At 71.8% G+C, this 12,723-nt stretch carries 13 protein-coding genes; 10 read left to right on the top strand and 3 right to left on the bottom strand.

The window, feature by feature from the left end:
- The first annotated feature begins 1 nt into the window (after position 1).
- From AOK22_RS17890 to AOK22_RS17930, 9 genes are all read left to right on the top strand, one after another.
- Positions 2-616 (top strand): riboflavin synthase, encoded by a 615-nt coding sequence (locus AOK22_RS17890; protein ID WP_055699668.1) that lies wholly within the window; start codon positions 2-4, stop codon positions 614-616.
- Positions 617-660: 44 nt separating this feature from the next.
- Positions 661-1,260: a nicotinamide mononucleotide transporter family protein gene (locus AOK22_RS17895; protein WP_055699682.1), complete on the top strand. Its 600-nt coding sequence runs from the start codon at positions 661-663 to the stop codon at positions 1,258-1,260.
- A complete protein-coding gene (locus AOK22_RS17900) occupies positions 1,257-2,600 on the top strand; it encodes a bifunctional 3,4-dihydroxy-2-butanone-4-phosphate synthase/GTP cyclohydrolase II (protein WP_055699669.1) in 1,344 nt (447 codons plus the stop codon). The genes AOK22_RS17895 and AOK22_RS17900 overlap by 4 nt, the downstream gene beginning before the upstream one ends.
- Before the next feature lie 36 nt (positions 2,601-2,636).
- Positions 2,637-3,122, top strand: coding sequence for a 6,7-dimethyl-8-ribityllumazine synthase (ribH, locus tag AOK22_RS17905; RefSeq protein ID WP_055699670.1), 486 nt, complete (start codon positions 2,637-2,639; stop codon positions 3,120-3,122).
- A gap of 35 nt (positions 3,123-3,157) precedes the next feature.
- The gene (locus AOK22_RS17910; RefSeq protein WP_030951748.1) at positions 3,158-3,430 is read left to right on the top strand and encodes a phosphoribosyl-ATP diphosphatase; all 273 of its coding nucleotides are present in this window, start codon (positions 3,158-3,160) and stop codon (positions 3,428-3,430) included.
- A gap of 56 nt (positions 3,431-3,486) precedes the next feature.
- Positions 3,487-4,335: an ATP phosphoribosyltransferase gene (gene hisG / locus AOK22_RS17915; RefSeq protein ID WP_055699671.1), complete on the top strand. Its 849-nt coding sequence runs from the start codon at positions 3,487-3,489 to the stop codon at positions 4,333-4,335.
- 18 nt (positions 4,336-4,353) lie between these two features.
- Positions 4,354-4,809 (top strand): PH domain-containing protein, encoded by a 456-nt coding sequence (locus tag AOK22_RS17920; protein WP_055699672.1) that lies wholly within the window; start codon positions 4,354-4,356, stop codon positions 4,807-4,809.
- A 218-nt stretch (positions 4,810-5,027) separates the two neighbouring features.
- Positions 5,028-6,386 carry a hemolysin family protein gene (locus AOK22_RS17925; protein WP_055699673.1) on the top strand — a complete coding sequence of 453 codons (1,359 nt, stop codon included), beginning with the start codon at positions 5,028-5,030 and terminating at the stop codon, positions 6,384-6,386.
- The gene (locus AOK22_RS17930) at positions 6,383-7,477 is read left to right on the top strand and encodes a hemolysin family protein (protein ID WP_055699674.1); all 1,095 of its coding nucleotides are present in this window, start codon (positions 6,383-6,385) and stop codon (positions 7,475-7,477) included. Before AOK22_RS17925 ends, AOK22_RS17930 begins: the two co-directional genes overlap by 4 nt.
- A gap of 30 nt (positions 7,478-7,507) precedes the next feature.
- Here the strand turns inward: AOK22_RS17930 and AOK22_RS17935 are convergent, their stop codons facing one another.
- Both AOK22_RS17935 and AOK22_RS17940 read right to left on the bottom strand, forming a co-directional pair.
- Entirely contained in the window at positions 7,508-9,433 is a 1,926-nt protein-coding gene (locus AOK22_RS17935) for an AAA family ATPase (RefSeq protein WP_055699675.1), read from the bottom strand.
- 443 nt (positions 9,434-9,876) lie between these two features.
- Complete coding sequence (locus AOK22_RS17940; RefSeq protein WP_055699676.1) at positions 9,877-10,524, bottom strand: uridine kinase family protein; 648 nt, start codon at positions 10,522-10,524, stop codon at positions 9,877-9,879.
- Positions 10,525-10,729: 205 nt separating this feature from the next.
- On the opposite strand from AOK22_RS17940, the gene AOK22_RS17945 reads away from it, so the two are divergent.
- Positions 10,730-12,100, top strand: a complete 1,371-nt coding sequence (locus tag AOK22_RS17945; protein WP_079036644.1) for a peptidase C39 family protein — start codon at positions 10,730-10,732, stop codon at positions 12,098-12,100.
- Positions 12,101-12,155: 55 nt separating this feature from the next.
- Here AOK22_RS17945 and AOK22_RS17950 read toward each other — a convergent pair.
- Positions 12,156-12,723: nuclear transport factor 2 family protein (locus AOK22_RS17950; protein ID WP_341845581.1), on the bottom strand; the 568-nt coding region annotated here is incomplete at its 5' end.

Below are 12,723 nucleotides of genomic sequence, written 5' to 3' on the forward strand. Positions count from 1 at the left end.
CGTGTTCACCGGCATCGTCGAAGAGCTGGGCGAGATCACCGCCGTCGAGAACCTCCCCGACGCCTCCCGCTTCCGCCTGCGCGGCCCCGTGGTCACCGAGGGCGCCAAGCACGGTGACTCCATCGCCGTCAACGGCGTCTGTCTCACCGTCGTGGAGCACGAGGGCGACGAGTTCACCGCGGACGTGATGGCGGAGACCCTGAACCGCTCCGGCCTCGGCGCGCTCGCCGTCGGTTCCCGCGTCAACCTGGAGCGCCCCACCTCGGTGGGCGCGCGCCTGGGCGGTCACATCGTCCAGGGCCATGTCGACGGCACGGGCGAGATCGTCGAGCGCACGCCGTCCGAGAACTGGGAGATCGTCAAGGTCTCCCTCCCCGCGGACCTCTCCCGCTACGTGGTCGAGAAGGGCTCCATCACGGTCGACGGCGTCAGCCTCACCGTGGTCGACGCCGGCCCCGACCACTTCACCATCAGCCTGATCCCCACCACCCTCGCGCTGACCACGCTCGGCATCAAGCAGCCCGGCGACCCGGTCAACCTCGAGGTCGACATCATCGCCAAGTACGTGGAGCGCCTGCTCGGCGACCGCGCCCCTGCCCGGGAGGCCACCCAGTGAACTGGCTCAACGCCGAAGCCTTCACGGCCTTCGACCAGCACATCATGTGGTCCGACATGATCGGCAACACCGTCGGTCTGATCGCCCTCGCGCTCGGCTGGCGGCGCTCGGTGTGGACCTGGCCCGCGCAGTTCCTCTCCGGCGTCATCCTCGTCGCCGCGTACGCCTCCGCGCACCTGTCCGGCGGCGTCGGCAAGCAGCTCCTCGTCATCGGCGTCGCGCTGTGGGGCTGGCGGCAGTGGACGCGCGGCAAGCAGCAGGCGCAGGACGGCTCCATCGCCATCCGCTTCGCGACCTGGAAGGAGCGGGGCCTCCTGCTCGCGGGCACCGCGGCCGGCACGCTCGCGGTCGGCGCCCTGTTCAGCGCCGTCCCCTCGCTGTCCTGGAACCCCTGGCCGGACGCCTACATCTTCGTCGGCACGCTCGCCGCGATGGTCGCCCAGGCCCGCGGGCTCGTCGAGTTCTGGTTCGCCTGGCTGCTCGTCGACGTGGTCGGCGTGCCGCTCGCCTTCAGCAGCGGCCTGGCCTTCTCCGGCCTGGTCTACGTCGTCTACCTCGCCCTCGTCCTCTGGGGCATGCGCGACTGGTGGCTGCGCTCCCGCGCGGCGGCCTCGCAGCCCGTCATGGAAGGAGCCCCGGCATGAGCGCCCACCCGTCTCCCGCCACCGCCCCGAACGAGGCGCTTCGCGCCGACCCGTCGAGCCTCCCCGTCTGGTACAGCACCGACAACGTCGAGGACCTCTCCCTCGACCCCGTCGAGCAGGCCATCCGCGACATCGCGGCGGGCCGCCCCGTCGTGGTCGTCGACGACGAGGACCGTGAGAACGAGGGCGACCTCGTCATCGCCGCCGAGAAGGCGACCCCCGAGATCGTCGCCTTCATGATGAGCGAGTGCCGCGGCCTGATCTGCGCGCCCATGGAGGCCGACGAGCTCGACCGACTCCGGCTCCCGCAGATGGTCGAGCACAACACCGAGTCGATGAGCACGGCCTTCACCGTCTCCGTCGACGCGTCCGCCGCGCACGGCGTGAGCACCGGCATCTCCGCCGCCGACCGCGCCACCACGCTGCGGCTCCTGGCGGGCGGCGAGGCGGGCGCGGACGACTTCGTGCGCCCCGGGCACGTCTTCCCGCTGCGCGCCAAGTCCGGCGGCGTCCTCGTGCGCAACGGCCACACCGAGGCCGCCGTCGACCTCGCCCGGCTCGCGGGCCTGCGCCCCGCCGGGGCCATCGTGGAGATCGCGGGCGAGGACGGGACGATGCTCCGCCTGCCCGAGCTGATCCCCTTCGCCCGCAAGCACGGCCTGACGATCATCTCCATCGAGGACCTGATCGCCTACCGCCGCTCCGCCGAGCCCACCGTCCGCCGCGAGGCCGAGGTCAGCCTGCCCACCGCCTTCGGCGACTTCACGGCGTACGGCTACCGCTCCACCGTCGACGGCGTCGAGCACGTCGCCCTCGTCCACGGCGACCTGGGCGACGGCACCGACATCCTGGCCCGGCTCCACTCCGAGTGCCTGACCGGCGACGTCTTCCACTCCCTGCGCTGCGACTGCGGCCCCCAGCTGGAAGCGTCCATGCGGCGCATCACGGAGGAGGGGCGCGGCGTCGTGGTCTATCTGCGCGGCCACGAGGGACGCGGCATCGGCCTGCTCTCCAAGCTGCGCGCCTACGAACTCCAGGAGCGCGGCAGCGACACCCTCGACGCCAACCTGGAGCTCGGCCTGCCCGCCGACGCCCGGGACTACGGCGCGGGCGCCCGGATCCTGGACGACCTCGGCGTCCGCAGCGTCCGGCTGATGACGAACAACCCCGACAAGACCGACGCGGTCCTGCGGCACGGCCTGAAGGTCACCGGGCGCGAGCCCATGCCCGTCAAGGCCGGCGAACACAATCTTCGGTACCTGCGCACCAAGCGGGACCGGATGGGGCACGACCTGCCCTGGCTGGACACCACCGACGTGTCCGCCTGCGGCAACCAGTAAGCACCGACCACGGTCAGAGGATCTAAGGAGAAGCGCGTGAGCGGCAAGGGTGCACCCGTACTGAGCGTGAAGAACTGCGGCGACCTGCGCGTCGCGGTCGTCGCGGCGCAGTGGCACGAGAAGGTCATGGACGGCCTGGTCGACGGCGCCCTGCGCGCCCTGAACGAGCTGGGCATCAGCGAGCCGACCGTCCTTCGCGTGCCCGGCAGCTTCGAGCTGCCCGTCGTCGCCAAGGTCCTCGCCGGGCGGGGCTACGACGCGATCGTCGCGCTCGGCGTCGTCATCCGCGGCGGCACTCCGCACTTCGAGTACGTGTGCCAGGGCGTCACCCAGGGCCTCACCCAGGTCTCCGTGGACACCGGCGTCCCGATCGGCTTCGGCGTACTGACCTGCGACACCGAGGAGCAGGCCCTGGACCGCGCGGGCATCGAGGGATCCCGCGAGGACAAGGGGCACGAGGCGGTCACCGCGGCCGTGGCCACCGCCACCACGCTGCGCACGATCTCCGAACCCTGGCGCTGAGGGAGACCGGGCGGCCGCGTAGAGTGGCGACCATCATGTCCAAGAAGACTTTCGAGGAGCTCTTCACCGAGCTCCAGCACAAGGCCGCCAACGGCGACCCCGCGACCTCCCGCACCGCCGAGCTGGTCGACAAGGGCGTCCATGCCATCGGCAAGAAGGTCGTCGAGGAGGCCGCCGAGGTCTGGATGGCCGCCGAGTACGAGGGCAAGGAAGCCGCCGCCGAGGAGATCTCGCAGCTCCTCTACCACGTGCAGGTGATGATGGTCGCCCGCGGCATCTCCCTCGACGACGTGTACGCCCACCTCTGAGTCGTACGTCCACCGCATCCGCTCAACTCACCCATCACGCAAAGGAATCCCGCCTCATGCTGCGCATCGCCGTCCCCAACAAGGGTTCACTGTCCGGACCTGCGTCGGCGATGCTCCATGAGGCCGGCTACCAGCAGCGCAAGGAGTCGAAGGAGCTCGTCCTCGTCGACCCCGAGAACGAGGTCGAGTTCTTCTACCTCCGGCCCAAGGACATCGCGATCTATGTCTCGGCCGGCAAGCTCGACATCGGCATCACCGGCGAGGACCTCCTGATCGACTCCGGCGCGAACGCCGAGGCGATCCTGCCGCTCGGCTTCGCCCGCTCCACCTTCCGCTTCGCCGCGAAGCCGGGCACCGCGGACGGCGTCGCCGACCTCGCGGGCAAGACGGTGGCGACCTCGTACGAGGGAATCGTCGCCAAGCACCTCGCCGAGCAGGGCATCGACGCGTCCGTCGTCCACCTGGACGGCGCCGTCGAGACCGCCATCGAGCTGGGCGTCGCCCAGGTCATCGCGGACGTCGTGGAGACCGGCACCTCGCTGCGCAACGCGGGCCTGGAGGTCTTCGGCGAGCCGATCATGAAGTCCGAGGCCGTCGTCATCCGCCGCACCGGCGCCGGGACCGACGACCCGAAGGTCCAGCAGTTCCTGCGCCGCCTCCAGGGCGTCCTGGTCGCCCGGTCGTACGTGATGATGGACTACGACTGCCGCGCCGAGCACCTGGAGCAGGCCGTCGCCCTCACCCCGGGCCTGGAGTCGCCGACCATCTCCCCGCTGCACAACGAGGGCTGGGTGGCCGTCCGCTCCATGGTCCCCGCCAAGGAGGCCCAGCGGATCATGGACGACCTCTACGCCATCGGGGCGCGGGCCATCCTGACCACGGCCATCCACGCCTGCCGCCTCTGACCCGGCCGGAGCAGAACGATGTCCGAGACCCCCGCACTGCCCACCCTGCCCGTCACCTTCCGGCCGACCCGGACCCGTGCCGTCCTGCTCACCGCGGGCGTCGCGATCTTCGTGGTGATCACGGCGATCGCCTTCCTGCTGCCCACGCTGAGCCCGGGGGAGCGGACCAGCTTCGTCTTCACCGGCGCGCTGCTGTGCGGGGCGCTCACGCTGCTGAGCAGGCCCAAGGTGGTCGCCGACGAGTCCGGCGTGACCGTCGTCAACATCGCGACGAGCCGCCGTCTCGCCTGGGCCGAGATCGTCCAGGTCAACCTCCGCCCGGGGGACCCCTGGGTGTTCCTGAACCTCAGCGACGGCACCAGCCTGCCCGCCCTGGGCATCCAGCCGGGCATCGCCAAGCAGCAGGCCATCGTCGACGCGCGGGCCCTGCGCGCGCTCACCGACGCCCGTACGGACCCGGGCACACAGGCCTGATCCACCGGACAGGCTCTGGACGTGCCTCGGCCGGTCTTGATTAATCTGGTGGCGGGGCGCGCATGGTGTGCCGCCCCGCCCCTGACGCGCCGGACCGGCCCCCAGGGGCCCCTGCTACCCGAGGAGTGACTCCCTCCGGCGATGGACGGATCGTCCTGTAGTACCTGCGCCGCCCCCTCCCGACATACCGGGACCGGCACGACCGGAGAGGCGGCGGCATGACAGTCCCCCTGCTGCTTCTCGGGGCGGCATTCCTGCTGATTCTCGCCAACGGCTTCTTCGTGGCGGCCGAGTTCGGCCTCGTGACCGTGGAGCGCCCGGACGCGGAGAAGGCCGCGGCCGACGGCGACCGAAGAGCCCGCACGGTCGTCGACGCCCTCAAGGAGCTGTCCTTCCAGCTCTCGGGCACCCAGCTCGGCATCACCATCACCTCCCTCGTCGTCGGCATGCTCGCCGAACCGGCCCTCGCGCACCTGCTCGCGGGCCCGTTCACGGCCGTCGGCGTCCCCGAGGGCGCCGTCGGCGGCGTCTCCGTGGTGGTCGGCATGCTGCTCGCGTCCGCCGTCCAGATGGTGATCGGCGAACTGGTGCCCAAGAACTGGGCGGTGTCCAGACCTCTGCAGGTCGCGCGGTTCGTCGCGGGCCCGCAGCACCTGTTCTCCCGGCTCTTCCGGCCGGTGATCGCCCTGCTGAACGCGGTGGCCAACCGTCTCGTGCGCACCCTGGGCGTCGAGCCCGCCGAGGAGCTGGCGTCCGCCCGCACCCCGGGCGAACTGGTCTCCCTGGCCCGGCACTCGGCGCAGGCCGGCGCCCTGGAGCAGGACACCGCCGACCTGTTCGTGCGCACCCTCTCGCTCGGCGAGCTGACCGCGCAGCACGTCATGACGCCGCGCGTGAAGGTCAGCGCCCTGCAGGCCTCGGCGACCGCCGAGGACGTCGTCAACCTGACCCGCGCCACCGGCCTGTCCCGCTTCCCCGTCTACCGCGAGCGGATCGACGAGGTCGTCGGCGTCGTGCACCTCAAGGACGCCCTCGCGGTGCCCGGACACGAACGCCTGCGCACCCCCGTCGCCCGCATCGCGCGGACCCCGCTGCTCGTCCCCCAGACGCTGCCCGTGCAGCCCCTCCTCGCGCGGCTGCGCGAGGAGCAGCCCATGGCCGTCGTCGTCGACGAGTACGGCGGCACGGCGGGCGTCGTCACCCTGGAGGACATCGTCGAGGAGATCGTCGGCGAGGTCCGCGACGAGCACGACGTGCACGACCTGCCCGAGCTGTGCACGGCGCCGCCCGAGGACGGCAGGCCCGCGTGGGACGCCGACGGCGGCTGCCGCGTCGACACGCTGCGGCGCATAGGACTCGACGCGCCCGAGGGCCCCTACGAGACCGTGGCCGGCCTCGTCGCCGATCTGCTCGGCCGCATCCCGGCCCCCGGCGACCGGGCCGAACTCCCCGGCTGGCGGCTCTCGGTGCGCCAGGTCGGGCACTACCGCGCCGAGCGGGTGCGCCTGGTACGCACCCGGGAGGCCGACGCGGATGCGGCACCCGTCCTCAAGGAAGCCGCGGAGGCCCTGCGATGAGCCTGCTCCAACTCCTCTTCGCCGTCCTCCTCGTCCTCGCCAACGGCTTCTTCGTGGGCGCCGAGTTCGCGCTCGTGTCGGTGCGCCGCAGCCAGATCGAGCCGCTGGAGTCCAAGCGGGCCCGCCAGGTCCTGTACGGCCTCGAACACCTCCCGCAGATGATGGCGGCCGCGCAGTTCGGCATCACCGTCTGCTCGCTGACCCTCGGCGCCGTCGCCGAGCCGACCGTGGCCCATCTGCTGGAGCCGCTCTTCGCGGCGATCCACCTCCCCGAGGGCATGATCCATCCCCTCGGATACGTGATCGCGCTCGCCGTCGTGGTCTTCCTGCACCTCGTCATCGGCGAGATGGTCCCGAAGAACCTCGCGATGGCCGCCCCCGAGAAGACCGCCCTCTGGTTCAGCCCCGGTCTGGTCGCCTTCGCGCGGCTGTGCCGTCCGGTGACCGTGGCGCTCGGGGCATGCGCGCGCCTGGTCCTCAAGCTCTTCAAGGTGGAGCCCAAGGACGAGGTGGAGGCGGTCTTCACCAGCGTCCAGCTGGGTCGTCTCGTCGAGGACTCGGGCCAGGCGGGGCTGCTGGCCCCCGAGGAGCAGGAGCGCCTGGAGGACGCCCTGGAGCTGGGCTCGCGCCCCGTGACGGACGTCCTGCTCGACCGGGCCACGCTGGTGACCGTGGGCCCCTCGGTCACCCCGGAGCAGGTCGTCGCGCTCACCGGGCGCACCGGGTACTCCCGCTTCCCGGTCCGCGCGGAGAACGGCGCGTTCATGGGCTACCTCCACGTCAAGGACGTACTCGACCTGGAGGAGGCCGACCGTGCGGTGCCGCAGCAGGTGTGGCGCCCGATGACCACCCTGCGGGCCGAACTCCCGCTGGACGACGCCCTGACCGTGATGCGCCGCGCCGCCACGCATCTGGCGCAGGTCGCCGACGCGTCCGGCAAGGTGCTCGGCCTGGTCGCCCTGGAGGACGTCCTGGAGCTCCTGGTCGGCGAGGTCCGCGATCCGGCGCACCGGGTCGCGGTGCCGCGCACGGCCCGGGAGCCGCGTGCCGGTGGCGCGCGGGAGACACGCGGCGGCGCCCTGGTGGGGTGATGCGCGCGGGGCGGGCCGCGGACGACGTCCTCAGATGCCGGACGGATTCTGCGGCCCGCGCCCCGAGAGCACCTCTCCGTACGCCTGCATCAGATCGGGCAGCCGCAGCGTCGACAGGTCGTCGCGCCCCGGCTCGCCCGGATAGCCGGAGAGCCGCAGATCGCGGTAGGCGCAGCTCTTCTCGTAGAGAGTGCGCAGGAAGCGGCCGTTGCCGAGCTCGTCGATCCACGCCTGCTCGACGACGTGCCCACTGATGGAGCGCAGCTCGTCCAGGGCCTCCTCGTCCCACACGTCGCCGTTCTCCGCGGCGAGCACCTCGCCGATCGAGGTCAGTTCGAGGGGGCGGTACGAGGGGAAGTCGACGCGGGTCGTGAAGCGCGAGGAGAGCCCGGGATTGGCGGCGAGCAGCCGGTCCATGCCCTCGGGGTAGCCCGCGAGGATCACCACGAGGTGGTCGCGGTTGTCCTCGGCGCGCTTGAGGAGGACCTGGAGGGCCTCGTCGCCGTACGCGTCGCCCTTGCCGTAGCCGGAGTTGGAGAGCGAGTAGGCCTCGTCGACGAAGAGGACGCCGCCGATCGCCGAGTCGATGAGCTCGTTGGCCTTCACGGCGGTCTGGCCGAGGTACTCGCCGACCAGGTCGGCGCGCTGGGCCTCCACGAGGTGGTCGCCGCCGAGCAGCCCGAGGGCGTAGAAGACCCGGCCGAGGATGCGGGCCACGGTGGTCTTGCCGGTGCCGGAGGGGCCGGAGAAGACGAAGTGTCGTTTCGGCGGCTGCACGGGAAGGCCCTGCGCGGTCCGCAGGCGCGCCATGTTCAGCTGCGCCGAGAGCGCCTTCACCTGGCGCTTGACCGGCTCCAGGCCCACCATGCGCTCCAGCTCGGCGAGCGCGGCCTCCAGGAGCGCGGGGTCGGTGGGCCCCGGCGGCAGCTGCGGCGGGCCCGTCTTGACGGGGATGATCGCCTTCTCGCGGACGGTGTCGGCCTCGGAGGGCGTGGGTCCCGCCGGGGCGCCGGGACCGCCCGGGCCGCTCGCGCCGGGCGGGCCGCCGCCCGGCGGGGGTTCGGGGTCGGTGACCTTCACGTCCCGGCCCTCCGTGCCGAACAGCACGTCGATGCCGTCCGGGCCCTCCAGCACGTCCTGGCCCGCCCCGGCCAGGCTGATCGCGGCGGCCAGGTCCGCCGCCTCGTCGTACCCGTCGCCCTCGGAGATCGCCGCGAGCCGCGCCGAGGTGTCCATGAAGGAGGCGTCGACCCGGTGCACCGCGCGGTACAGCGGCAGGGCGGCCGCCGAGCGGCCCGTGCCCTCGTGCGCGCGGGCCAGCCAGTAGCGCAGCTCCTTGCGCTGCGGCTGCTCGCTGCGGCAGCGCATCAGGGCCGCGGAGAGCAGCGGCTCCGCCTGGCCGTACATCTCCAGGCGCACCCGCGCCATGCCGCCGAAGAGCCCGGCCTCGATGCCGAGCATCGGGTCGTCGATCAGCGGGTCGGTGTGCCGGACCAACTGGTCCCAGTCCTTGACCAGATAGGAGCGGCAGGCGTGCAGGAAGCGCACCTGCGGGTCCGCGTCGACCGGCGGCAGGCCCGCGAGCGCCCGGTCGAGCTCGGGGACGTGGCGGCCGTCCAGCCAGTGCGAGGCGTGCGCGAGCAGCAGGTCGCGCGCGCTCTCCAGGACGGGCTGCACCCACCAGCCGAGCCAGTACCAGGAGTTGAGGGTGCGCGCGTGCCGCGCGCGCTGCTCCCCGAACCGGTCCCGGTGCTGGAACATCCGCAGCAGCGCCGTCGTCGTGTCGATGCGCAGCGCGTGCAGTCCGAGCCAGCCGTCGGCCATCCCCGGGTCCATCCGTACCGCGGTCCGGAACTCCTCCTCCGCCTGCGGATAGGCGCCCATGGTGTAGGCGTCGACGCCCCTCAGCCAGGCGAGGTCGGCCGGGGCGGGTGAGCCCACCGCGTCGAAGTCCATCAGGTCCCCCACAAACCGTGCCCCCGTTTGCGTACCGCCGGACCGGTGCCCGCCGGCCACTGCGCTGAACCACCGTGCTGCGGACGGGAGTTGACTCGGTGCGTAGAGCAGCCGTCCGAAAAGACGCACCGAGAGGCATCGTACCTGCGGGGGAGCGGTGGGCCGTAGGGTGCCGCACCGGCGGATCGGCCGGAAAGGGCCGACGAAGGGTGGGTCCGGTGGTGACCCAGGGTGAGCGAACGGCGGCTCGGAGCGGCCGGAAAACGGCCCGGAGGGCAGAACGAAGCCCCCGATCACGGGGGAACAACCGGGGGCTTCGTGTCTGCGGGCGGCCGCTGAAGACCGCTCACTCAGAACGTAAGTCCTGTATGGGCCCTGGGTCAAGCAGAGTTGGAGCACTCATGAAAACTCGCGGGTCCAAGTGGAAGTGAATTTCCGGAGGTTCAGCGGACCGCCGACGGCCCCTCACTCTCCGTGACGATTTGGGTCCCCGCTTGCGCCTCATCCGGCCCCGAGAGCACCTCATATCCCTCCGGGCACTGTCGTACCAAAAGGTGGGCGAAGGGTCGGGAAGGGTCTTCTGTGAAATGACGGAGCTCCGCGGGCTCCCACCCGTCCCAGAAATCACTCTGGACCGTCCCGTCCCGCCGGCGTCCCCGCTGCCATGCCTCCTCGCGCGGCATGTCCATCCACAGCAGCGCGGCGAGATGCGGGCGCAGCGCCCGGCGCCCGGCGCCGACGCCCTCGATGATCACGACCGGGGAGGGCGGCAGCGTCAGCTCGTCGGGACCGAAGCGGCGCGCGGTCCAGTCGTACGTCTCGTGGCGCGCGCTCTCGCCGCGGGAGAGGGGTTCGACGATCCGTCGCAGCAGCCGGTCCGTCCAGTCGAACAGCTCGGTGTGGCTCGCGATGTCGTCGAGCCGCAGGACGGGCGCGCCGCCGAGGGCCTCGGCCAGCAGCCTGGCGAACGTCGACTTGCCGGAGCCCGCGTGGCCGTCGACGGCGATCAGCCGGACGGGTCCGCAGGAGGGCGGCAGGCGGCGCAGGGTGGCGGCGAGGCGGGGGAGCGGCGTGGGCTGGTGTCCGGTCATCACCGGCAAGGGTACGACTGCGGAAGGATGCGTTCCGCGCGCCATCCCTGGTCATGCCATTGGTAGACGCCAATATTGGTGCGTGCGGCAGTGTCCGAATCGCTGGCAGAAGTCGGCCGGGACCGGCCATAGTTGGCCCACTTCCGTGCACCGACCCGACCCTTCCGGATCCCGCCGGAAACCACGTCGACTGGGGGTCCCCTTCATGGACCGAGCTGATGACATGTCCCGCAGATCCGTGCTCGCCACGGCGGCCGCGGTGGCCGCCCTCGCGGCGACGGCGGCTCCCGCCCTGGCGGCGTCCGCCGCGGGAACGGCGCGCCCGCCACGCGCGGACCGCCTGGTGGACAACCGCTTCTGGACCTCGTACGAGCACTGGCGCTCCGGCACCCACGAGGGCACGGCCGCCGTCGGCGGGTCCCGCCCCGGGCTGCGGATTACCGCGCCGGCGGGCCGCACCGACTACGCCGACCCGCACACGGGCCGCACCGCCACCTGGGAGTACGCCCGCTGGACGACGCCCGTCCACCGCTCCACCGTCCCCGCCACGGAGGTGATCGCGTCCTGGAACGCGCGCACCCCGGCCGGCACCTGGCTCCAGGTCGAGCTGCGGGGCACGTACTCCGACAAGACGCGGACGCCCTGGTACGTCATGGGCCGCTGGACCTCGGGGGACGACAAGGCGGTCGACATCCGGCGGACCTCGGTCGACGACCAGACCGACGACAAGTCCACCGTCTGGACGGACACGCTCTCGGTCGACGACGCGACCACGGGCCTGCGCGTCGTCTCCTACCAGCTGCGCCTGACGCTCTACCGCACGCCGGGCACGAGTGCGACGCCCACGGTCTGGCGGCTCGGCGCGATGGCCTCCGCGATCCCCGACCGCTTCACGGTCCCCGCCTCCAAGCCGGGCCTGGCCAAGGAGCTGACCGTCCCGCGCTACTCGCAGGAGACGCACGTCGGGCAGTACCCCGAGTACGACAACGGCGGCGAGGCCTGGTGCAGCCCCACCTCCTCGCAGATGATCATCGAGTACTGGGGCCGCAAGCCGACCCCGGAGGACCTCGCCTGGGTCGACCCGGCCTTCGCCGACCCCCAGGTGTGCCACGCGGCCCGCTTCACCTACGACTACCAGTACGGGGGCTGCGGCAACTGGCCCTTCAACGCCGCGTACGCGTCGACGTACAAGGACCTCCAGGGCGTCGTGACCCGCCTCGCCTCGCTCACGGAGCTGGAGTCCCTGATCGCCGCGGGCATCCCGGCCATAACGTCGCAGTCCTTCCTCAGGGAGGAGCTGACGGGCGCCGGCTACGGCACGGCGGGCCATCTCATGACGGTGATCGGCTTCACCGCCGACGGAGACGTGATCGCCAACGACCCGGCGTCACCGAGCAACCCGGCGGTGCGCCGCGTCTACAAGCGCCGCGAATGGGAGAACATCTGGCTCCGCACCCAGCGCTACAACGCGTCGGGCAAGGTCGTCTCCGGCACCGGCGGAGTCTGCTATCTGTACTTCCCGACCAGACTCGCCGCCGCCCAGAAGAAGGCGCTGGCGGCGGTGGGGATTCACTGAACGGACCGGAAGGGCCCCGCCCGGTCGCCCGGGCGGGGCCCGCACCGACCCGCTACTAGTCCTGGTCGTTCACGTGCTGCCAGTTCTTGACGTGGTCGGGCTGGTCCTTGAGGCCGAGCAGCATGATGTCCCGGTTGCCGCTGGTCCAGTCGGCGGTCATCCGCAGGCCGCTGATGCGCCAGTGGTCGGCGGCCCGGACCAGGTTGAAGAGGTAGTGGCCGCCGACGGTCCAGGTCGCCTCGCCCTGGTCGTTCTCCAGGACGTGGGTGGCCAGCACGGACGCGGTGCACTCGGCGGTGTCGCCGTTCACGGTGACGCGGTGGTTGGCGACGAGGTGCTGGGTGGCGTCGAGGCCGCCGAGGGCCGTGGTCCAGCCGTTGATGATGCCCTGGCGGGGCATCCTGAGGGGTTCGCCGCCGTTCAGCGAGGTGTAGTCGAGGTCGACCTCCTCGGTGAAGATGTCGTCGAAGGCGGTCCATTCCCTGCGGTCCGCCTTCCAGCCGAGGCGGGTGCAGACCTCGACGATCGAGGCGTGGTCGCGCAGCACGGACAGGCTGTCGGCGTCGAACGGTGCGGTTTCGGCCACGAGGGTCTCCTGTGTAGTGCGTGGGGGAGAGGAGGGG

Origin of the sequence: Streptomyces silaceus (genome assembly GCF_001419745.1) — a bacterium.
GTDB classification, from domain to species: domain Bacteria; phylum Actinomycetota; class Actinomycetes; order Streptomycetales; family Streptomycetaceae; genus Streptomyces; species Streptomyces silaceus.

What these genes read in the sequence shown, in the direction of transcription:
- AOK22_RS17895 (WP_055699682.1), top strand. Translation starts at nt 661, where the DNA reads ATGTGGTCCGACATGATCGGCAACACCGTCGGTCTGATCGCCCTCGCG.
- AOK22_RS17930 (WP_055699674.1), top strand. Translation starts at nt 6,383, where the DNA reads ATGAGCCTGCTCCAACTCCTCTTCGCCGTCCTCCTCGTCCTCGCCAAC.
- AOK22_RS17935 (WP_055699675.1), bottom strand. Translation starts at nt 9,433, where the DNA reads ATGGACTTCGACGCGGTGGGCTCACCCGCCCCGGCCGACCTCGCCTGG.
- hisG (WP_055699671.1), top strand. Translation starts at nt 3,487, where the DNA reads ATGCTGCGCATCGCCGTCCCCAACAAGGGTTCACTGTCCGGACCTGCG.
- AOK22_RS17900 (WP_055699669.1), top strand. Translation starts at nt 1,257, where the DNA reads ATGAGCGCCCACCCGTCTCCCGCCACCGCCCCGAACGAGGCGCTTCGC.
- AOK22_RS17945 (WP_079036644.1), top strand. Translation starts at nt 10,730, where the DNA reads ATGGACCGAGCTGATGACATGTCCCGCAGATCCGTGCTCGCCACGGCG.
- AOK22_RS17940 (WP_055699676.1), bottom strand. Translation starts at nt 10,524, where the DNA reads ATGACCGGACACCAGCCCACGCCGCTCCCCCGCCTCGCCGCCACCCTG.
- AOK22_RS17910 (WP_030951748.1), top strand. Translation starts at nt 3,158, where the DNA reads ATGTCCAAGAAGACTTTCGAGGAGCTCTTCACCGAGCTCCAGCACAAG.
- AOK22_RS17920 (WP_055699672.1), top strand. Translation starts at nt 4,354, where the DNA reads ATGTCCGAGACCCCCGCACTGCCCACCCTGCCCGTCACCTTCCGGCCG.
- AOK22_RS17925 (WP_055699673.1), top strand. Translation starts at nt 5,028, where the DNA reads ATGACAGTCCCCCTGCTGCTTCTCGGGGCGGCATTCCTGCTGATTCTC.